Source organism: Caulobacter zeae (assembly GCF_002858925.1).
Taxonomy (GTDB): Bacteria; Pseudomonadota; Alphaproteobacteria; order Caulobacterales; family Caulobacteraceae; genus Caulobacter; species Caulobacter zeae.
Map to the genome: position 1 here is coordinate 23490 of NZ_PJRS01000036.1, position 20632 is coordinate 44121.

16 protein-coding genes and 1 riboswitch are annotated in these 20632 nt (G+C 68.6%); of the genes, 11 read left to right on the top strand and 5 right to left on the bottom strand.

Going from position 1 to position 20632, the window contains the following annotated elements; translation table 11 throughout:
* The first annotated feature begins 144 nt into the window (after positions 1–144).
* From SGCZBJ_RS17115 to SGCZBJ_RS17140, 7 genes are all read left to right on the top strand, one after another.
* On the top strand, positions 145–1152 hold the full coding sequence (locus SGCZBJ_RS17115) for an NAD(P)H-dependent flavin oxidoreductase (protein ID WP_101712541.1): 1008 nt from the start codon (positions 145–147) through the stop codon (positions 1150–1152).
* A gap of 92 nt (positions 1153–1244) precedes the next feature.
* On the top strand, positions 1245–1553 hold the full coding sequence (locus SGCZBJ_RS26175; RefSeq protein WP_240621547.1) for a DUF2793 domain-containing protein: 309 nt from the start codon (positions 1245–1247) through the stop codon (positions 1551–1553).
* A complete protein-coding gene (locus SGCZBJ_RS26180; protein ID WP_240621548.1) occupies positions 1554–1982 on the top strand; it encodes a hypothetical protein in 429 nt (142 codons plus the stop codon).
* Positions 1983–2180: 198 nt separating this feature from the next.
* Positions 2181–2309: riboswitch (yybP-ykoY riboswitch) on the top strand.
* 62 nt (positions 2310–2371) lie between these two features.
* Positions 2372–2947, top strand: a complete 576-nt coding sequence (locus SGCZBJ_RS17125) for a TMEM165/GDT1 family protein (RefSeq protein ID WP_101719193.1) — start codon at positions 2372–2374, stop codon at positions 2945–2947.
* Positions 2948–3020: 73 nt separating this feature from the next.
* A complete protein-coding gene (locus tag SGCZBJ_RS17130; RefSeq protein ID WP_101719221.1) occupies positions 3021–6614 on the top strand; it encodes a hydantoinase B/oxoprolinase family protein in 3594 nt (1197 codons plus the stop codon).
* A 144-nt stretch (positions 6615–6758) separates the two neighbouring features.
* Positions 6759–7364: a peptidylprolyl isomerase gene (locus SGCZBJ_RS17135; protein ID WP_101719194.1), complete on the top strand. Its 606-nt coding sequence runs from the start codon at positions 6759–6761 to the stop codon at positions 7362–7364.
* Between the two features lie 63 nt (positions 7365–7427).
* Positions 7428–8012, top strand: a complete 585-nt coding sequence (locus SGCZBJ_RS17140; protein WP_101719195.1) for an SRPBCC family protein — start codon at positions 7428–7430, stop codon at positions 8010–8012.
* On the opposite strand, the gene SGCZBJ_RS26385 is transcribed toward SGCZBJ_RS17140, so the two are convergent.
* From SGCZBJ_RS26385 to SGCZBJ_RS17155, 3 genes are read right to left on the bottom strand one after another with little or no spacing between them, the layout of a single operon-like run.
* Complete coding sequence (locus tag SGCZBJ_RS26385) at positions 8009–8362, bottom strand: potassium channel family protein (RefSeq protein WP_101719196.1); 354 nt, start codon at positions 8360–8362, stop codon at positions 8009–8011. The two genes, SGCZBJ_RS17140 and SGCZBJ_RS26385, sit on opposite strands and share 4 nt — an antisense overlap.
* A gap of 25 nt (positions 8363–8387) precedes the next feature.
* Positions 8388–8942 carry a hypothetical protein gene (locus SGCZBJ_RS17150; protein ID WP_133149282.1) on the bottom strand — a complete coding sequence of 185 codons (555 nt, stop codon included), beginning with the start codon at positions 8940–8942 and terminating at the stop codon, positions 8388–8390.
* Positions 8942–9658 carry a 2OG-Fe(II) oxygenase family protein gene (locus tag SGCZBJ_RS17155; RefSeq protein WP_338065461.1) on the bottom strand — a complete coding sequence of 239 codons (717 nt, stop codon included), beginning with the start codon at positions 9656–9658 and terminating at the stop codon, positions 8942–8944. Before SGCZBJ_RS17155 ends, SGCZBJ_RS17150 begins: the two co-directional genes overlap by 1 nt.
* Before the next feature lie 638 nt (positions 9659–10296).
* Here SGCZBJ_RS17155 and SGCZBJ_RS17160 point away from each other — a divergent pair.
* On the top strand, positions 10297–13236 hold the full coding sequence (locus tag SGCZBJ_RS17160) for a TonB-dependent receptor domain-containing protein (RefSeq protein WP_101719199.1): 2940 nt from the start codon (positions 10297–10299) through the stop codon (positions 13234–13236).
* A gap of 91 nt (positions 13237–13327) precedes the next feature.
* Here the strand turns inward: SGCZBJ_RS17160 and SGCZBJ_RS17165 are convergent, their stop codons facing one another.
* Positions 13328–14704 (bottom strand): pectate lyase, encoded by a 1377-nt coding sequence (locus SGCZBJ_RS17165; protein ID WP_101719222.1) that lies wholly within the window; start codon positions 14702–14704, stop codon positions 13328–13330.
* A gap of 317 nt (positions 14705–15021) precedes the next feature.
* Here SGCZBJ_RS17165 and SGCZBJ_RS17170 point away from each other — a divergent pair, with 317 nt between their 5' ends.
* A complete protein-coding gene (locus SGCZBJ_RS17170) occupies positions 15022–16125 on the top strand; it encodes a methyl-accepting chemotaxis protein (protein WP_101719200.1) in 1104 nt (367 codons plus the stop codon).
* 868 nt (positions 16126–16993) lie between these two features.
* Here the strand turns inward: SGCZBJ_RS17170 and aptA are convergent.
* Positions 16994–18313, bottom strand: coding sequence for an omega-aminotransferase AptA (gene aptA / locus SGCZBJ_RS17175; RefSeq protein WP_101719201.1), 1320 nt, complete (start codon positions 18311–18313; stop codon positions 16994–16996).
* An 89-nt stretch (positions 18314–18402) separates the two neighbouring features.
* Between aptA and SGCZBJ_RS17180 the strand changes: the two genes are divergently transcribed.
* Together SGCZBJ_RS17180 and SGCZBJ_RS17185 are read left to right on the top strand one after the other, a co-directional pair.
* Positions 18403–19128, top strand: coding sequence for a GntR family transcriptional regulator (locus tag SGCZBJ_RS17180; RefSeq protein WP_101719202.1), 726 nt, complete (start codon positions 18403–18405; stop codon positions 19126–19128).
* A gap of 8 nt (positions 19129–19136) precedes the next feature.
* Complete coding sequence (locus SGCZBJ_RS17185; protein ID WP_101719223.1) at positions 19137–20627, top strand: aldehyde dehydrogenase; 1491 nt, start codon at positions 19137–19139, stop codon at positions 20625–20627.
* Positions 20628–20632 lie beyond the last annotated feature (5 nt).

Genomic DNA, 20632 nt, shown 5'->3' on the forward strand with positions numbered 1-20632 from the left:
GGTGCGGCATTCTTCTATTTTGACGCAGTTGCGCGCCTGCCGCCACGGAGGTCAAGCGCTTGCAAGTCCCATGAACAGGCGTTTAAGCTAACGCTGTTAACATGCGCGGCGCGTGACGTCGCGGAATGAGGAGACCCCCGTCCCATGGCCCTGCCGCCCATCCTGCGTGACCGTCTGCGCCTGCCGGTGATCGCCTCGCCGCTGTTCATCATCAGCAATCCGGACCTCGTCATCGCCGAGTGCAAGGCCGGCATCGTCGGCTCGTTCCCGTCGCTGAACGCCCGCCCGCTGTCGCAGTTGGACGAATGGCTGGCCCGGATCACCGAGGAGCTGGCCGCCTGGGACAAGGCCCATCCGGACATGCCCTCGGCCCCGTTCGCCGTGAACCAGATCGTCCACAAGACCAACAACCGGCTCGAGCAGGACATCGAGCTGTGCGTGAAATACAAGGTGCCGGTGGTGATCACCTCGCTGGGCGCGCGCGAGGACCTGAACCAGGCGATCCACTCGTACGGCGGCATCACCTTGCACGACGTGATCAACGACCGCTTCGCCCGCAAGGCCATCGAGAAGGGGGCCGATGGCCTGATTCCGGTGGCGGCCGGGGCCGGCGGCCACGCGGGCGCCATCTCGCCCTTCGCCCTGGTGCAGGAAATCCGCACCTGGTTTGACGGCCCGGTGGCCCTGTCGGGCGCCATCGCCAGCGGCCGCTCGATCCTGTCCGCCCAGGCCATGGGCGCGGACCTGGCCTATATCGGCTCGGCCTTCATCGCGACCGAAGAGGCCAATGCGCCCGAGGCCTACAAGCGGACGATCACCGAGGCCAACGCCAGCGACATCGTCTACTCGAACCTCTTCACCGGTGTGCACGGCAACTATCTGCGCCAGTCGATCGTCGCCGCGGGCCTGGACCCGGACAACCTGCCGGAAAGCGATCCGTCGAAGATGAGCTTCGGCTCGGGCGGCAACCAGGACGCAAAGGCCTGGCGCGACATCTGGGGCTCGGGCCAGGGCATCGGCGCGATCAAGGAAGTGCTCCCCGTCGCCGAACGCATCGCCCGCTTGGCGGAGGAATATGAGGACGCAAAGGCCGAACTGGCCGCCAAGACCGCGCTGACGGCCGGCAACCGCCTGGCTTTCGCCGCCGAGTAGGACGGGGACAGACCCGGGGACGAAGGCGGCTTCGTCCCCGGCGACTCCGGCGCGGCGATCCTTGGCGGGTTCGAAACCGCCAGGAGCGCCCGATGTCCGACGCCGCCACGCCCCGCCTTTCGCTGCCCTACGTGGCCGCGGGGCAAGCCCAGAAGCATGTCACGGTCAATGAGGGCCTCGCGCGCCTCGACGGCCTGGTCCAGCCGTGCGTCGTCAGCCGTACGCTCACCGACCAGCCGCCAGCGCCCGCCGACGGCGCGATGTGGATCCGTCCCGCCGCCGCGACCGGCGCTGACTGGGCCGCCGCGCCTGCCCATAGCCTGATGCGGTTCGAGGCCGGGGCCTGGGAGGCGATCGCGCCCTCCGCCGGCTTCACCGCCTGGATCGCCGACGAAGGCTAGATGGCCGTGTTCACCGGCTCGGCCTGGGTCGCGCTGTCGTCGACCTTCCGGAGCCTGACCGCCGCCCGCTCGCCGTTCGGGGCCGAGGTGCGCGTCGAGATCGTCGAGGCCGAGGCGACCTTGAGCGGCGCGTCGGTGACCACGGCGGCCGTCATCCCGGCCCGCGCGATCGTGCTGGGCGTTTCGACCCGCACCAGCGCGGCCGTCACCGGCGCGATCTCCTACAACTGCGGAATCGCCGGCGAGACCGGCAAGTTCGGCAGTGCGCTGGGCGTCGCCTTGAACGCCAGCAACATCGGAGTCGTCGGACCCAGCGCCTTCTACGCCGACACGCCGGTGGTGATCACCGCGGCGGGCGGCAGCTTCGTTTCCGGCAAGGTGCGGGTGGCGATCCAACTGCTGCGGTTCGAAGCGCCGGTGGCGGAGTAGGGGCGTGCGTGATCCTCGTCCTTCGACAAGCTCAGGATGAGGATCATGGCAGGCGCGGACAGATGAAAAACCTCACCCTGAGCTTGTCGAAGGACGAGGTTTTCGCCCCCGGCAAGATCCCCGCCAGCCGATCACCCCGCCACTTGCGAATGGCTCTCTGCTTGATCAGGGCGGCGGCTGCGGGTACACGCCGCGCATCCCTTGGGGAGTAGCCGCCCGCGCCTATCAGCGGGGCCCCCGTCAACACACTTGTTCTTCGGAGCATGGCGCGGGCGAAGGAAGCACCGACAGCTTTCTTGGCGAGACCAATGGCGTCGTTTTCCGTCCGGGCTGGGCGGGGAAACGGTCGCTGTTGTCTTGTCTGCGCTCGGCCCCGCAACGGTGTTTCAATGGAATCCCTGCTCGTCTCGACCCTGGTCGTGGCCATCGCCGAGATCGGCGACAAGACCCAGCTTCTGGCCATCATCCTGGCCACGCGGTTCAAGAAGCCGATCCCGATCATCCTGGGCATCCTGGTCGCCACCCTGCTGAACCACGCCCTGGCGGCGCTGGCCGGCTCGCTGGTCGCCCAGTACCTGCAAGGGGCCTGGTTCCAGTGGCTGATCGCCATCTCGTTCATCGCCATGGCCGCGTGGGCGCTGATCCCCGACAAGGCCGACGACGAGGACGGCGGCGCGGTCGGCCGTTACGGCGTGTTCGCCACCACGGCCATCGCCTTCTTCCTGGTCGAGATGGGCGACAAGACCCAGATCGCCACCGTGGCCCTGGGCGCCCAGTTCCACAACGTCACCCTGGTGGCCGCCGGCACCACCCTGGGCATGATGCTGGCCAACGTGCCGGCCGTGTACCTGGGCGAGGCCGCCACGAAGATCGTGCCTCTGAAGTATGTGCGGATCGGCGCGGCGCTGATCTTCCTTGGCTTGGGCCTGTGGGGGATCGCGAGCCTGCTGGGCCTCTTCGGGTAATGACGTAGGCGGGGGCGGGAGCTATTCACGGGTCGAACGATCCGGAGTTTCCCGCCTCATGACCCAAGACACGCTGTCCGCGACCGGCTGGGAATTCTGGATCGATCGCGGCGGCACCTTCACCGACGTCGTCGCGCGCCGGCCGGATGGTCGCCTCGTCACCCACAAGCTGCTGTCGGAAAATCCCGAGCAGTACGAAGACGCCGCCGTCGCGGGGGTCCGCGCCCTGCTCGAACAGGGTGGCGGCGGGACGGTCGACGCTGTGAAGATGGGCACCACGGTGGCCACCAACGCGCTGCTGGAACGCAAGGGCGAGCCGACGGTCCTGGCGATCACCCAGGGCCATGCCGACGCCCTGCGCATCGGCCAGCAGGCCCGGCCCAAGCTGTTCGACCGCAACATCGTAAAGCCCGAAGCGCTCTACACCCGCGTCATCGAGATCGACGAGCGCGTCGGCGTCGACGGCGAGGTGGTGCGGCCGCTGGACGAAGCCGCCGCCCGAGAAGGCCTCAAGGCCGCGTATGACGCGGGCTTCCGGGCGGTGGCGATCGTGCTGCTGCACGGCTTTCGCTTCACCGACCACGAGGCGCGGGTCGCCGCCATCGCCCGTGAGGTCGGCTTCACCCAGGTTTCGGCCAGCCACGAGGTCAGCCCGCTGATGAAGCTGGTCGGGCGGGGCGATACGGCGGTGGTCGACGCCTATCTGTCGCCGATCCTGCGCCGTTACGTCGACCAGGTGGCCTCGCGGCTGGGGCAGGAAACGCGCCTGTTCTTCATGCAGTCGAACGGCGGCCTGACCGACGCACGGGCCTTCCGCGGCAAGGACGCCATCCTGTCCGGCCCCGCCGGCGGCGTGGTCGGCATGGCCAGGACGGCGGCCGAAGCTGGCTTCACCCGCGTCATCGGCTTCGACATGGGCGGCACCTCGACCGATGTCTGCCACTATGCCGGCGAGTACGAGCGGGCCTACGAGACGGTGGTGGCGGGCGTGCGGATGCGCGCGCCGATGATGAACATCCACACCGTGGCGGCCGGCGGCGGCTCGATCTGTTCGTTCGACGGCGCGCGGCTGCGGGTGGGCCCGGCCTCGGCCGGGGCCAATCCGGGTCCGGCCTGCTATCGGCGCGGCGGGCCGCTGACGGTGACCGACTGCAACGTCATGCTGGGCAAGCTGCAACCCGAGTTCTTCCCGCACGTCTTCGGGCCCGACGCCGACCAGCCTCTGGACCGCGACGTGGTGGTCGAGCGCTTCGCGGCCTTGGCTAGCGAGATCGCGGCGGCCACCGGTCGCGTCATGAGCCCGGCGCAGATCGCCGAGGGCTTCCTGACCATCGCCGTCGAGAACATGGCCAAGGCCGTCCGGCAGATCTCGATCCAGCGGGGCTACGACGTCACCCGCTACGTGCTGGCCTGCTTCGGTGGGGCGGGCGGGCAGCATGCCTGCCTGGTGGCCGACGCCCTGGGCATGAAGACCGTGATGATTCACCCATTCGCCGGGGTGCTCAGCGCCTATGGCATGGGCCTGGCCGACCTGCGCCTGCTACGCGAGACCACGGTCGAGCAGCGCCTCGACGAAGCCGCCGCGACCCTGCCGGCACGGGCCGCCGCCCTGGCCGCCGAAGCCGAGGCGGCCCTCCGCGCCCAGGACGCGCCGCTGGTGACGGTCGAGACCGAGGCCGCCCTGCTGGTGAAGTATGCCGGGACCGACACCCCGCTGCGGGTTCCGTTGACCGATGCGGAAGGCGTCAAGGCGGCCTTCGAGGCGCTGCATCAGCGCCGCTTCGGCTTCGTCTCGCCGGCGACGGCTCTGGTGGTCGAGACCCTCAGCGTCGAGGCGATCGGTCATGCCGACGCCGGTTCGGCGCTGGAACCTAAATCCAGTGCGTCTACGCGAGCGCCAAAGCGTCTTGCCGAGGTCGATGTCAGATTGGCCGGATCGTCATATGCGACGCCTGTCTTCGATCGGGACGAGATGCCGATTGGCGCCGAGGTCGCCGGTCCGGCCGTCATCCGCGAGAGCACCGGCACCACCGTGGTCGAGCCCGGCTGGCGGGCCAAGGTCGATGCGCACCTGAACCTGATCCTCGACCGCGTCGAGGCCCTGGCCCCGCGCCGCGCGGCCGGTACGGAAGCCGATCCGGTCATGCTGGAGGTGTTCAACAACCTCTTCATGGCCGTGGCCGAGGAGATGGGTTTCGCCCTCCAGAACACCGCCTATTCGGTGAACATCAAGGAGCGGCTCGACTTCTCCTGCGCCCTGTTCGACCGCGACGGGAACCTGATCGCCAACGCCCCGCACATGCCCGTGCACCTGGGCTCGATGGGCGACAGCGTGCGGGCGATCCGCGATGGGCGTACCGGCGACGGCCGGGGCATGAAGCCGGGCGACGTCTACATGCTCAACGCCCCGTATGCCGGCGGCACCCACCTGCCGGACGTGACGGTGGTCATGCCGGTGTTCGATGCGAACCAGGCCTTGCTGTTCTACGTCGCCGCGCGTGGGCACCAGGGCGACATCGGCGGGATCACGCCGGGCTCGATGCCGCCGGGCAGCAAGACCGTCGAGGAGGAGGGGGTCCTCATCGAGAACTTCCTGCTGGTCGAAGGCGGGCGGTTCCTGGAAGCCGAAACGCGGGCGCTGCTGGCCTCCGGCAAGTGGCCGGCGCGCAATCCCGACCAGAACATCGGCGACCTCAAGGCCCAGGTCGCCGCCTGCGCCCGCGGCGCCGAGAGCCTGACCGGCCTCGTCGCCGAGTTCGGCCAGGACGTGGTCGAGGCCTACATGGCCCACGTGCAGGACAACGCCGAGGAGGCCGTGCGCCGGGTGCTGGCCAGGCTGTCGGACGGCGCGTTCGCCTATGAACTCGACGACGGCAGCGTGGTGAAGGTGGCGATCACGGTCGACCAGGCCGCTCGCACCGCTCGCGTGGACTTCACCGGCACCAGCGACCAGGTGCCGACCAACTTCAACGCCCCGGCCTCGATCTGCCGGGCGGCGGCGCTGTACGTCTTCCGCACCTTGGTGGACGACGAGATCCCGATGAACGACGGCTGCCTGCGGCCGGTCGAGCTGGTCATCCCCGAAGGTTCGATGCTGAAGCCGCGCTATCCGGCGGCGGTTGTGGCCGGCAATGTCGAGACCAGCCAGGTGGTGGTCGACGCCCTCTATGGCGCGCTCGGCGTGATGGCCGCGGCGCAGGGCACGATGAACAACTTCACCTTCGGCGACGAGCGGCGGCAGTATTACGAGACCATCTGCGGCGGGGCCGGGGCGGGGGCGGATTTCGACGGCGCCGACGCCGTCCAGACGCACATGACCAACAGCCGCCTGACCGATCCGGAAGTGCTGGAAAGCCGCTATCCGGTGCGGGTCGAGGCCTTCTCGATCCGGCGCGGCTCGGGCGGCGCCGGCGAGCATCGGGGTGGCGATGGGGTGGTGCGCACCATCGGCTTCCGCGAGCCGATGACCGTGACCTTGCTGTCCAACCGCCGCCGCGTGCCGCCGTTCGGCCTGCACGGCGGGGCCAGCGGGGCTCTGGGCCTGGCGCGGATCGAGCGGGCCGACGGCGGCGTGCAGACCCTGGCGGCGACCGACGAGGCGCAGGTGTCGGCCGGCGATCGCGTGGTCATCGAGACGCCGGGCGGCGGGGGGTGGGGGAAGGTCTGAGCGGCGAAACCTCTTCCTTCGACAAGCTCAGGATGAGGTTTCTAGTGACGGCCTCGCCTTTTACGGCTCACACCGCTTGCCTTGATCCTCATCCTGAGCTTGTCGAAGGACGAGGATCACGCACCACAGACCAGGACGCCCACCATGACCGATATCGCCCGCCGCACCCTGATCGGCGCCGCCGGTCTCGTCGTCGCGACGCCCGGCCTGGCCCTGGCCGCCGGCAAGCCGCGCGTGGCGATCCAGACCAGCGCCGGCCTGATCGTTGTCGAGCTGGAAGACAAGAAGGCCCCGATCACCTCGGCCAACTTCCTGCGCTATGTCGACGGCAAGAAGTACGACGGCGGGACCTTCTATCGCGCCTCGCGCACCAAGGGCGTCAAGGGCGCGGGTTCGATCCAGGGCGCTCCGCCGCCACGCGCGCGCCGCTTCGCGCCCATTGCTCACGAAAGCACGACCAAGACGGGCATCCGCCACAAGCCGGGCGTGATCTCCATGGCCCGCAACGCGCCCGGCACGGCCACCTGCGACTTCTTCATCTGCGCCAGCGCCATGCCCTATCTCGACGCCCATCCGGGCGGGAAAGGCGACAACCAGGGCTTCGCCGCCTTCGGAACCGTCGTCGAGGGGCTGCCGATCGTGAAGAAGATCCTGGCCATGCCCACCGGCGGCCCCGCCTATACCGAGGCGATGAAGGACGAGATGCTGAAGGCGCCGGTCCAGATCCTGAGCATGAAGCGGGTGGGCTAAGGCGAGCATCTGATCGCCTGTCGGTCACGTAGCTACCTCCGGGGACCTTTCCTGGAGGCGCCGTTGCGGACGCTATCGATCCTGACACTGGTCTTCTTCGGCGCGTCGCCGGTCGCGGCCTTCGACCTGTCGCCGCAGGCCCAGGCGACGCTGTCCCGCGGCGAGGCCCATGCCGAGGTCGCGCCTGATCCGGCCGGTGCGACCGGCGGTCGGGTCCGCGGCGTCGTCGACATTCCCGCGTCGCCGGACAGGGTATGGGCGGTGCTGACCGATTGCGCGAGCGCGGCGCGGATGATCACCAATCTCGAACGCTGCGCGGTGTTGTCGGGTGACCAGAAGCAGGGCTGGGACGTGCGCGAGCACGTCACGCGCAAGAGCCTGTTCTTTCCGCGCATGCGCATCGTCTTTCGGTCGGACTACGACGCGCGGCGGCGCATCCGGTTTCGCCTGGTCGAGGGCGATCTGAAGGCCGAGGAGGGGGAGTGGCGCCTCCTGCCCCTGAACGGCGGCGCCAGCACGCGGGTGTTCTACGAAAACCGCCTGGCCGTCGACTGGGCGATCCCCAAGGCCATGCTTCGCGCAGGACTGCGCAAGGATACGCCCAAGGCCCTGGCCAGGCTGCGCGAAGCCTGTCTGGCGGTGGCCTAGTCTCGTTCGGCGAGCTTGGCTTCCAGCCGCGCCAGCGTCGCCTTGATCTCTTCCTGCTCGGCGTGGCTGAACTCGTTGGCGTCCTTGATGCAGCGCGAGCAGATGGTGCCGATCAGCAGCGGCAGGATCAGCAGCAGGGTGACGTGCATCAGGATGACGGCGACCACCCGCCCGCCGGGCGTCGCCGGGTAGAAGTCGCCGTAGCCGACGGTGGTGGCTGTGACGCAGGCCCACCAGATGGCGTCCAGATAGGGCTTGCCCTCGAAGAACGCATAGGCGCCGGCGGCGGCCAGCAGGATGACGACATAGACGACGAGCAGTTCGCGGACCGTGTCGAGGTACTTCATCATCGTGGAAGGTCCTGGCTGGAGCGGTTCAGGGGCCGACCACCCGCCGCGCACGGATGGCGGTCTGGCCGTCGATGTTCATCAGGTAGCTGCCGGCGGCGGCCTTGCGGATCTCGACCTTCGAGCCGGCCTTGGGCGGCGAGGACAGGTCGCGGTCGTCGGCCTGGCGCCAGGTGGCGCCGTCGGCCAGGGTCAGGATCCAGCGGCCGTCGGCGCCGCGCACGGCCTTGGTCACTTGCCCGGCGATGCGGTCGACCTCCTCGGGCTTGTCGCCGCGGTCGAAGACCGACAGGGCCGATAGATCGAGGCCGAAGGCCTGGCGGCGGGCGGCCTGGGCCTGCTGACGATCGACGATGATCACGTCGCCCTTCTTCTCGGCGGCGGTGATCGTGTCGACGGCCGTGTCGTAGCAGGCCAGGCGCTTGTCGCTTTCGGCGATCTTCCGGCAGTCGAGCAAGGCCTTCAGGGCGGGGGCGACGTCGCGGACGACCGGCGCGGCCGCCTGGGCGGCGCCCACGGCCAGCGCGGCGGCGAGGCTCGTGGCCGCGAGGGCGCGGCGCGAGGGAAGGCGGATGGGCGGCATCATGGCGCTCCGGGTTCGTCGATCAGCCAGCCGGTGACCGACAGGCGCTTGGCGGCGGCGTAGGCGGCGACCGGCGCCACCGAGTGGGGGCGCGGCACGCGGAACAGGGTCAGCACGTTGAAGCCGGGCAGGAGGCCGCGCTCGATCTGGCCCTCGGCGTCATGGAACAGCAGCTGGCCGCCCCAGTCGGGACGCCAGCCCTGGGTGAAGCCCAGCGTGAAGGCCGCCAGGCGCGTGTCGCGGCCGTGCTTGTCGTCGTGCAGCGTCAGGAAGTCGCCGGGCCGGTAGTTCGAGGCCTGGGCGCGAACGCCGGCGACGTGCGGGACGCCGATCACCTGGGCGCCGAAGTCGAGGAAGGCCCGGCTCTGCACCAGTTCGGTGAGGGCGTGGACGGGCGGGGAGGGGTCTCGCGCGTACTCGTCCTGCATCGGGTAGGACAGGTGGATGAACGAGAACCCCCGCGAGGCGCGTTTCAGCGCGCTCTGCAGGAACTGGCGCACGGCCGCGTCGCCGAACTTGCGGATGGCCTCGTTGGTGATGACCAGGGTCTCGTTCTTTTCGTCGGGCGCGACGATGGCCCAGGACGAGATCCCCTCCAGCAGATCGCCGGCGGCGGTCGCGTCGATGGGCTCGAGAAAGACCGGAATCTGGACCACGCCCTCGCAGGCGAAGGTGTCGGCGAAGGTCGCGGGATCGAGATCAGCGCGGATGCGCAAGGTCGGTCTTGCGGCCGTCATCGGGTGATGTGGTGCACGGCGAATCTCCCCCGTCGCGGCGGAGGCGGCGACGGGTTCTAGCTAACAGATCGATGTTCGCCGGTTCAATCGCCCCTCGCTGGACACAGGGTGCTGGCGCCGAAAAAGCAGGCGCCGGCTCGCGACGCATGGCGCGCGAGGCGCCGGATGCTGTCCATTTGTCGCCAAATCGCAATGTTCTGCGATGGGGCAGCTTGAGTTTAAATCTGGCGAACCGTAGTTTTCGTATACCGTCGACTACGCAAAGTTTGACCATTCAGCGGCTAGTTAAGCTGCAACAAACGCCCACCGATGCTTGAGACGCCTTCTAGGTGGGTGTTTTCGATTATCGATAAGAAATGTTTCTCTTACAGCAACAATTCAACGTCCTTTTCGACCATAATGGGCGATAAGGTGGCTATATATGGCGCATTTGGGGCAGAGTGCGTCCCATTTGTTACAGTGTGAACTAAATGTAACCCGGCCCTCCCGGGCAAGATTGACCCCGGTTCGTCAAACGACGTTCATGCGCGCAGACCCGCTTCGAGCCCGATGCGGGGGGGCAAAATGCGCCGCGCGGGGGAACACGAGCGGCGCCGCGATAAGTTTTTGGAGGTCTGATGTTGCACGCCTTGTCCATGCGTAAGCGTTTGCTTGCGTCCACCCTGCTCTGTGGCGTGATCGCGCCCGCCGTGGTGGCCTCGCCGGCTTTCGCGCAGGAAGAACCTGCCGCGGTCGAGGAAATCGTCGTCACCGGTTCGCGCATCGCGCGTCCTGACCTGACCTCCAGCAGCCCCGTCGCCGCCGTCGGCGAAAAGGAACTGCAACAGTCGGGCGTGGTGAACACCGAAAACCTGATCAACACCCTGCCGCAGGCCGTTCCGGGCATCACCTCGACGGTCAACAACGGCAGCAACGGCACCGCGACCGTCAGCCTGCGCGGCCTTGGCTCCAACCGCACGCTGGTGCTGGTGGACGGCAAGCGCCAGACCCCGACCACCCAAGCCGGCTCGGTTGACATCAACCTGATCCCGCCGGCCCTGATCAAGCGCATCGAAGTGCTGTCGGGCGGCGGTTCGGCCGTGTACGGCTCGGACGCCATCGCCGGCGTCGTCAACTTCATCCTGAAGGACGACTTCGAGGGCATGGAAGTGTCGGCCGGCTATCAGGCCACCGACAAGGGCGAAGCCCCGATCTATTCGGGCTCGATGACCTTCGGCGCCAACTTCGGCGGCGACAAGAAGGGCAATGTCGTCCTCAGCCTGGGCTACAACAAGCGTGAAGCCCTGACCCAGGGCGAGCGCGGCGGCATGCTCAGCACCGCCTGGGGCGACAACGCCGCCCGCACGGGCCTGGTCCCCAGCGGGTCAGGCTCGAACGAGCCGGGCCAGGTCGGCGCCTTCGTCGCGGGTCGCTTCGTGACCCTGCCGGGCGTGGCCAACAACACCGCCAACACCGCGCTGTTCCTCAGCAACGGCAACGTGCGCCTCTACAACGCGGCGACCGACACCTACAACTTCGCCCCGGTCAACTACGTCCAGACCCCGCAAGAGCGCTACTCGGTCACCTCGCTGGCCAGCTATGAGCTCAAGCCGGGCCTGACCGCCTACGCCAAGGGCAACTTCGTCAGCAGCAAGGTCGTCACCCAGCTGGCGCCGACCCCGATCGGCAACCGCACCTTCCGCTTCACGCTGGACAACAACCCGTTCCTGACGGCCGCCGCCAAGACCGCGCTGAACAGCCTGGGCTCGAGCACCGCCTACACGATCCCGTCGAGCGCCTCGTGGACCGCCGGCACCTTCACCGACGTCGACAGCGACGGCGACGGCCTCTACGACACCGTCACCGGCGTCTTCAACCGCCGCCTGTCGGAAGTCGGCCCGCGCGTCTCGCGCTTCGACTTCAGCGGCTTCCAGGTCCAGCTGGGCCTGAAGGGCGAGATCGAGGCCATCAACGGCGGCTTCGACACCTACTTCCAGTACGGCAACACCCACGGCAGCAACTCGCTGCTGGGCGACACCAGCCTGGCCCGCATCCAGCAGGCCCTGCTGCTGAACGCCACGGGCACCGGCTGCCTTGACCCGTCGGGCGGCTGCGCGCCGATCAACCTGTTCGGCCAAGGCAACATCTCGGCCGCCGCCGCCAACTTCATCAAGACCCGCATCAACTCGTCGCAAGACTACGAGCAGCTGTATGCCGGCCTGGTGTTCAACGGCGACACCAGCAACATGTTCTCGCTGCCGGCCGGCCCGATCGGCTTCGCCGTCGGCGCCGAGTATCGCGCCGAAGACTTCGCCTTCAACCCCAGCCAGGACCTGGCCACCGGCAACCTGACCGGCTTCAACGCCAGCCCGCCGGTCTCGGGTCGTTTCGACGTCTACGAAGCCTACGCCGAACTGGCCGTGCCGATCCTGAAGGACCTGCCGCTGGTCAAGTCGCTGGACCTGGAACTGGCCGGCCGTATCTCGGACTACACCACCCAGCCCGACCCGGTTAAGACCTACAAGGTCGCCGGCACCTGGAAGCCCATCGACGACGTGATGGTCCGCGTGTCGTACAACAGCGCCATCCGCGCTCCGTCGATCGGCGAACTGTACGCTCCGCAGAGCAACGGCTTCCCGACCTCGACCGACCCCTGCTCGGCGCGCGCCAACCCGAACGCCCAGGTCCGCCAGGCCTGTATCAATTCGGGCGTCGCGGCGGCTCAGGTCGGCGTGCTCAACGCCAACCAGCAGACCCAGACCCTGTCGGGCGGCAACCCGAACCTGAAGCCGGAAAAGGGCGAAACGACCACGGTCGGCATCGTCTACACCCCGCACTTCGTGTCGGGCCTGTCGCTGACCCTCGACTACTTCAAGATCGAGCTGAAGGACGCCATCGACACCTTCGGCGGCGGTACGGCCAACCTGATGGCGGTCTGCTACGGCCCGATCGTCAACGGCAACCCGAACTCGCCGTACTGCCAGGCCATCAACCGCCTGGGCAACGGCTCGATCGACTACGTCTCGTCGATCAACCAGAACGTCGCGGCGCGTAACCTCGAAGGCTTCGACTTCGGCGTCACCTACCGCACGCAGCTGGAAGACCTCGGCCTGCCGGATTGGGGTTCGCTGGCGGTTCGCTCGCTGTACACCAACACCTGGGAATACACGATCATCCCGGACGAGATCTCGCAGCCGATCAAGTGCGCCGACAAGTTCGGCACGCGCTGCTCGGGCGCCGGCGTCAACCCGATCCCGCGCCACAAGATCAGCACCTCGGCCAACTGGCGCTTCAAGCAAGTCGGCGTGAACCTCGTCTGGAACCACCTGGACGACGTGATCGACGATGCTCCGGCGACCCGTTACACGGTCGAGAAGATCGGCGCGAAGAACTACTTCGACCTGTCGGCCGACTGGGACGTCAACGACAACCTGGCCTTCACCGGCGGCGTCAAGAACCTGACCCAGGAAGCCTATCCGATCCTGGGCGGCAACGCCTCGCCGTCGAACAGCGGCTATCCGGCCGTCTACGACGTGCTGGGCCGCGTGTTCTTCCTGAACGCGCGCCTGCGCTACTGATCCTGGACGGCGCGCCTCTTCGAGGGGCGCGCCGGACCTGACGTTTCGAAAGCCGGCGGCCTCGCGGTCGCCGGCTTTCTGCGTTTCGGGCTCAGCCGCGCCGGGCGGCGGCCGAGGCCAGATAGAGTTCGAGATTGGTGTAGCCCGAGCCGTCCTTGGCCGGGGCCGCGCCGTCGGCGGGGGTCTTGGGGTCGAGGCCATGGGCCTTTTCCCAGGCGTCGGGCATGCCGTCGCCGTCGCTGTCCTTCGCGACCTTGCCGGCCGGCAAGACGGGCCAGCCGCCGACGTCCTTCTGGCTGTTGATCACCTTGCCAGTGCGGTCGCGCACGCCGGCGACGATGCGGGCGTCGACGCTGTCGCGGAACACCGAGGCCCCGGCCTGCGCCAGCACCCGCTCATAGGCCAGCGGGGCGGGATCGGACTTGACCGGGGCGACGTCGACCGGTGCGGGCAGGCGATAGCCCGCCGGCTCGGGAATGGTGAAGGTCACCAGGCTCCAGGGATCGGCCGGCACGTTGGTCAGCATGCTGTTGCCGGCGAAATAGGCGCGGGCCAGGCTGTTGCTTTCCTGGAAAGCCACCGCCTTGGCGCTCTGCGGACCCATGATGTAGGCGTTGTCGACGAAGTTGTAGGCGACGACCGCGGCCTTGTCGGCGTCGTAGCCGGCATAGCCCTTGCCCCAGTTGTAGAAGACGTTGGAGCGGAAATCGAACAGGGCCCCCACCGGGTCCTTGTCGGCGCCGTCGTAGTTGCCGGGGCGGGGCATGCGGGCCATGTGGTTGGCCCAGAGATTGTGGTGGAAGCTGATCTTCGAGCCCCTGCCGCCGCGGATCAGGCTGCCGTAGCCGTGGTCGCCCTTGGCGTGCAGCGACCGGGCCATGGACTCGGCGATGATCGACCACTGCACCGTCAGGTCGAAGAAGCCCTGGCCCTCCTCGCCGTAGCGGGCCGAGGCCGACAGGGTCTCGTCCACCGACCAGCTGGCCGAGACGTGGTCGAGGATGATCCGCCGGCCGTTGTTGATCCAGATGGCGTCGCTCTCGGTCTTGCTCTCGTCGCCCAGGCGCGAGCGGATGAAGCGGATGACCACGTCGTCGGCCGAGACGACGAGGGTATGGTCGCGCAGGGTGATCCCGCCGCCGGGCGCGGTCTGGCCGGCGATGGTGATGCGCGGCTCGCTGATCTTCAGGTCCGACTTCAGTTGGATGACGCCGGCGACCTCGAAGACCACTGTGCGCGGGCCCTTGGCCTCGACGGCGGCGCGCAGCGAGCCGGGCCCGGCGTCGTCCAGGTTGGTGACCTTGATCACCGCGCCGCCGCGGCCGCCCTGCGAGAACCGGCCCGCGCCCTCGGCGCCGGGAAAGGCCAGGGTCTTGGCGGCCATCTGGGGTGACGCCTGTCCGGCGAGACCGAGCAGGGCGAGGGCGGCGGCGCCGGCCAGCAGGCGGCGCGAGCGAAGGCGGATCATGACGCGGTTCTCCCCGAGGCCGGCGAGCATCGTGCGCGCATCGTCCGGATGCTGCGACCCTGCCCGGCAGACAGAAAAATGTCCACCGGTGTCATTCTTGCGGGAGCCGTGACGGGATGTGGCGGTAACCCTACAAAGCACGTGGGCTTGCTGCGCCCGTGATCAAATCGTGCTCGATATCCGGGCGATGTGGGTGATCGCCTTGCGATCAAACGCCGACAGGCGAAGTTTTCTTCCGAAAATGGGCGGTCGAACCTGACGCTGGTGTCAACCTTACCGGATTGCCGTCGATTCGCGTCCCGGGGGGGAAGCACGCCATGTCCGCCGAAGAAGCCAGCCTCCGTCCGGAGCGCATCCTCGACCTGTCCGAACGCCTCAGCGTGGTGGCGGGGCAGAAGATCGGCGAGATCTCGACCGTCAACCGCGCCGCCAAGATGCTGGCCATCAACGCCCTGATCGTGGCCGCCCGCGCGGGCGAGGCCGGCAAGGGCTTCGCCATCGTGGCCGAGGAGTTCAAGAAGATCTCGACCCAGATCGACGAGGTGGCCGGGGCCCTGGAGAGCCAGGTGCGCGCCGACCTCGACGAGCTGACGGCGATCGGCGGAGCGATCCTGTCGCACCTGCGCGGCCAGCGCCTGGCCGATCTGGCCCTGAACGCCATCGAGATCATCGACCGCAACCTCTATGAGCGGACCTGCGACGTGCGCTGGTGGGCGACCGACAGCGCTGTTGTGGACTGCGCCATGGCGCCCTCGCGCGAGGCGGCCGACTACGCCAGCCAGCGGCTGAAGGTCATTCTCGACGCCTACACCGTCTATCTGGACCTGTGGATCTGCGACGCGGCCGGACGGGTGATCGCCAGCGGCCGGCCCGACAAGTATCGCGGCGTGCAGGGCGCGTCGGTGGCCAACGCCAGCTGGTTCCAGGAAGCGCTGCGCACCAAGAGCGGCGATGATTTCGCCGTGGCCGACATCGCCCGCCAGCGGCTGCTGGACGAGGCGCCGGTGGCCACCTACGCCACGGCCATCCGCGAGGGCGGCCAGGCGCGGGGCAAGGTGATCGGCGTGCTGGGCGTTCATTTCGACTGGCGGCCGCAGGCCCAGGCCATCGTCGACGGCGTGCGCATGACCGACGAGGAGAAGGCCCGCTCGCGCGTGCTGCTGCTGGACCAGAACCACCGGATCCTGGCGGCTTCGGACGGGCAGGGCGTGCTGACCGACAGCTTCAAGCTCGACACCTCGCATGGGAGCATGGGCAGCTATGCGCAGGGCGACCGCACGATCGGCTACGCCCTGACCCCGGGCTACGAGACCTACAAGGGCCTGGGCTGGTACGGCTGCCTGGTGCAGCGCCAGGCGGTGGATGCGCCGCTGCCGGTGGCCGAGCGGGTCGTGGACAATGTGCTGCGGCTGAAGGCCTAGAGCGAACTTCCCCCTGTGGGGGGAAGCGATCGCGTCAGCGATCGGTGGGGGGGAGACTTTACGGCGCAGCGGAAGCTGAGAACGGCCCCCCTCCGTCCGCTTCGCGGACACCTCCCCCAGAGGGGGAGGATCTTGGGGTGCGGGTTTGCGGCCTCGCGCCTTGGCTGCGAGTTGATCGAAGGGGTGCGGGGCGCCCGGGCGACGCCCGGAAGCTGTTTCAGCAAGTTACCGTTTCGACGAAGCCGAGCGCTCCGCGCCGCCGTTTTCCGTCCGCCTCCGGCCGGCGGCGCTGTTGACGCCTTGCCGGAGCGCGCCCGCCGGTTTCCCGAAAGGCGCGCCGCGGGGCGGGGATGTCCTGGGTAGGAGCGTCTCTCCCGTCTGTCCCCGACGAAGCCGACGGCGGGCGGGCCTGGCCAGCGCCAGGTCCCCGAGCGTCCGGTTTTCCCGACCGGACTCGTTCCCGCTCGACTGCATCCCGCCGCCGCATGGTCGCTGGCCTTGCGCCCCTTCGGTGCGGCGAGACGGGTAGATTGTACGGTGGGTTCGAGCGCGTCTGATCGACGGACGTGAGAAAGTCGTAGGGCGTTGAGTTCGTGGAACTCTTTTCGGCGAGCGCCGGGGATCAACGCTGCTCTATCCCCTTCGGCGCGTCTTCTCCCTTCCCCCTTGATGGGGGAAGGGCCGGGGTTGGGGGTGGTTGCGGCGGTCGGGCTTGAAGCGGCGGTGCAAGCGGAACGGCCGGCGTCACCCCTATCCCAACCCTTCCCCCATCGAGGGGGAAGGGCTTAGGGGCGCCACGGTCAGCGTCGCGGAAGCTGAAAACGTCCCCCCTCCGGCCTTCGGCCGCCTCCCCCAGAGGGGGAGTGGCCTATTCCACCGCAGCCAGCACCTTGCGGATGGTATCGACGATCTGGTCGATCTGGCCCTCCTCGATGATCAGCGGCGGCGACAGGGCGATGATGTCGCCGGTGACGCGGATCAGAAGGCCCTGGTCGAAGGCGGCCTCGAAGGCTTCCATGGCCCGGGCCGTCGGGGCGCCGGGGCGGGGGGAGAGTTCGATGCCGGCGATCAGGCCGAAGTCGCGGATGTCGATGACGTGGCGGGCGTCGGCCAGCGAATGGATTGCGGCGCGCCAGTAGGGCTCCAGCGCCAGGGCCCGCTCGAACAGGCCTTCGCTCTTGTAGATCTCCAGGGTCGCCAGGCCGGCCGCGCAGGCCAGCGGGTGGCCCGAATAGGTGTAGCCGTGGAAGAGCTCGATCGGCGCGTCGGCGCCGTCGAGCATGGTCTCGTAGATGGCGGTGCTGGCGGCCACCGCCCCGGCCGGCACGGCGGCGTTGGTAAGGCCCTTGGCCATGCACAGCAGGTCGGGCGTGACGCCGAAGCGGTCGGCGGCGAAGGGCGCGCCGACCCGGCCAAAGCCGGTGATCACCTCGTCGAAGATCAGCAGGATGTCGTGCTTGTCGCAGATCGCCCGCAGCTTCTGAAGGTAGCCGTCGGGCGGCACGAGCACGCCGGTCGAGCCGGCGACGGGTTCGACGATGACGGCGGCGATGTTGGAGGCGTCGTGCAGGGCGACGATGCGTTCCAGGTCGTCGGCCAGATGCGCGCCGTGCCGGGGCAGGCCCTGGCTGAACAGGTTCTCGAGGATGCCGTGGGTGTGAGGCAGGTGGTCGACGCCGGTCAGCAGGGACCCAAAGTACATGCGGTTCTTGGGAATGCCGCCGACGGAAATGCCGCCGAAGCCGACGCCGTGATAGCCGCGCTCGCGGCCGATCAGCCGGGTCTTGGTCCCCTTGCCGCGGGCGCGATGATAGGCCAGCGCGATCTTCAGGGCGGTGTCGACCGACTCCGAGCCCGAGTTGGTGAAGAAGATGCGGTTCAGGCCCTTCGGCGTCACCTGGGCCAGGCGCGACGCGAAGGAAAAGGCCAGCGGGTGGCCCAGATTGAAGCTGGGCGCATAGTCCATCTCGCCGGCCTGCCTGCGGATGGCCTCGGTAATCGCCTCGCGCCCGTGGCCGGCGTTGACGCACCACAGGCCCGAGGTGGCGTCGAGGATCTGTCGCCCGTCCGGCGTGGCGTAGTGCATGCCCTTGGCGCCGGCGAGCAGGCGCGGATTGGCCTTGAACCGCCGGTTGGGCGTGAACGGCATCCAGTAGGCGTCGAGGTCGTTGGCGCCGAAGTCGGGCATCTCGCGCTCCCGGGTCTGAGACCTTGCATTGTGATCGCAATTATCGACTAGCTGGCAACCCCAAGATTGCATCGGACAGAGGAGGGGACATGGCCGAGCCGAAACCGCGTCGTCCCCTGGCCGATTCCACGGCGGTGCATGACCAGGTCTACGACTCCATTCGCCAGGCCCTGATCACAGGCAAGATCGCGCCGGGCGTGGGCGTGTCCTTGCGCAGCCTGGCCGCCGAGCTGGGGGTCAGCCCCATGCCGGTGCGAGACGCCGTGCGGCGCCTCGTGGCCGAGCGGGCCTTGGCCATCAACCCGGCCAACAAGCGCCTTAGCGTGCCCTCTCTGAGCGCCGAACGGCTGGAACAGCTGGAGCTGGCGCGTCAATGGATCGAGCCGGAGCTGGCCGCCCGCGCCGCGCCCAGGGCCGACGAGGCCTTGGTGCGCAAGCTGAAAGCCATCGACCAGGACCTGGAAGAAGCCCTGCGGGTTGGCGATGTCGACCGCTACATGGTGGCCAACCACGCCTTCCATTTCGCCATCTACGAGCGGGCGGGGGCCGAGGTGCTGCTGGCCATGGCCGGCGGGCTCTGGTTGCAGATCGGGCCGTTCATGCGGGTGGTGTTCGGGCGCGTGGGTACGGGCAGCCTGCCGGCCGACCGCCACGCGCAGGCCATGGACGCCCTGAAGGTCCGCGACGCCGAGGGCGCCCGCCGGGCCATCGCCGCTGACCTGTCCGAAGGCATGGACAAGATGCGCGCGGCGGTCGAGGCCGGCGCCGGCTTGACAGTCGCTCCGACGGGGCAAACTGTGATCACAGTTTCATGAGGCAGGACGTGAGCGTTCCCGCATCCATCTCCGAGCACCTGCGCCGCCTGGCCCTTCCCGGCCGGGCGGTGATCGACGGCGCGCTGGTCGGCGCGGCCTCGGGCGGGACCTTCGACAATGTCGGGCCGCGCGACGGGGCGGTGCTGAACGCCGTGGCCGCCTGCGACGTCGCCGACGTCGAGCGCGCCGTGGCCGCAGCCCGCGCCGCCTTCGAGGACGGCCGCTGGCGCGACCTGCATCCGCGCCAGAAGAAGAAGGTGCTGTTCCGGCTGGCCGAGCTGATGGAGCGCGACGCCGAGGACCTGGCGCTGCTGGAGAGCCTGGACGTCGGCAAGCCGATCCGCGACGCGCGGGCCGTGGATGTGCCGCTGGCGATCAACACGACCCGCTGGTACGCCGAAGCCCTGGACAAGGTCTATGGCGAGGTCGGCGCCTCGCCGGCCGATCGCCTGTCCTTCGCCACCCACGAGCCGCTGGGCGTGATCGGGGCGATCGTGCCGTGGAACTTCCCGCTGCACATGGCGATGTGGAAGGTCGCGCCGGCCCTGGCCATGGGCAATTCCGTCGTCCTCAAGCCGGCCGAGCAGTCGCCGCTGACGGCGCTGAAGCTGGGCGAACTGGCCCTGGAGGCTGGGCTCCCGGCAGGGGTGCTGAACGTGGTTCCAGGCTTTGGGGCGATCGCCGGCCAGGCCCTGGCGCGGTCGATGGACGTCGACATGATCGCCTTCACCGGTTCGGGCCTCACCGGCCGACGGCTGATGGAGTACGCCGCGCAGAGCAACCTCAAGCGCGTGTCGCTGGAGCTGGGCGGCAAGTCGCCCCAGATCGTCTTCGCCGACTGTCCCGACCTGGATGCGGCGGCGCAAGCGGCCGCCTGGGGCGTGTTCTATAACCAGGGCGAGGTCTGTACGGCCGCCTCGCGCCTGCTAGTCGAGGCCTCGATCAAGGACGCGTTCCTCGAGAAGGTGGTCGCGGTGGCCCGGACCATCCAGGTCGGCGATCCGCTGGACCCCGACACCGGCTTCGGGGCCATGGTCAGCGAGCGGCAGATGCAGACCGCGCTCAGCTATATCGACAAGGCCCGGGAAGAAGGCGGCGCGCCTGTGCTGGGCGGATCGCAGGTGCGCATCGAGACCGGCGGCTTCTATGTGGAGCCGACCATCTTCGACGGCGTGCAGCCGAGCCACAGGCTGGCCCGGGAAGAGGTGTTCGGGCCGGTCCTTGGCGTCATGAGCTTCACGGGCGAGGACGAGGCCTTCGCCCTGGCCAACGACACGGTCTATGGCCTGGCCGCGGGCCTGTGGACCAGCGACATCAATCGCGGCCTGAAGGGGGCTCGGAAGCTCAAGGCGGGCCTGGTCTGGGTCAACGGCTGGGACGCCTGCGACATCACCATGCCGTTCGGGGGCTTCAAGCAGTCGGGTTTTGGCCGCGACCGCAGCCTACATGCGTTGCACAAGTACGCCGACCTGAAGTCGGTGTCCGTAACGCTGAGGTAGCCTGC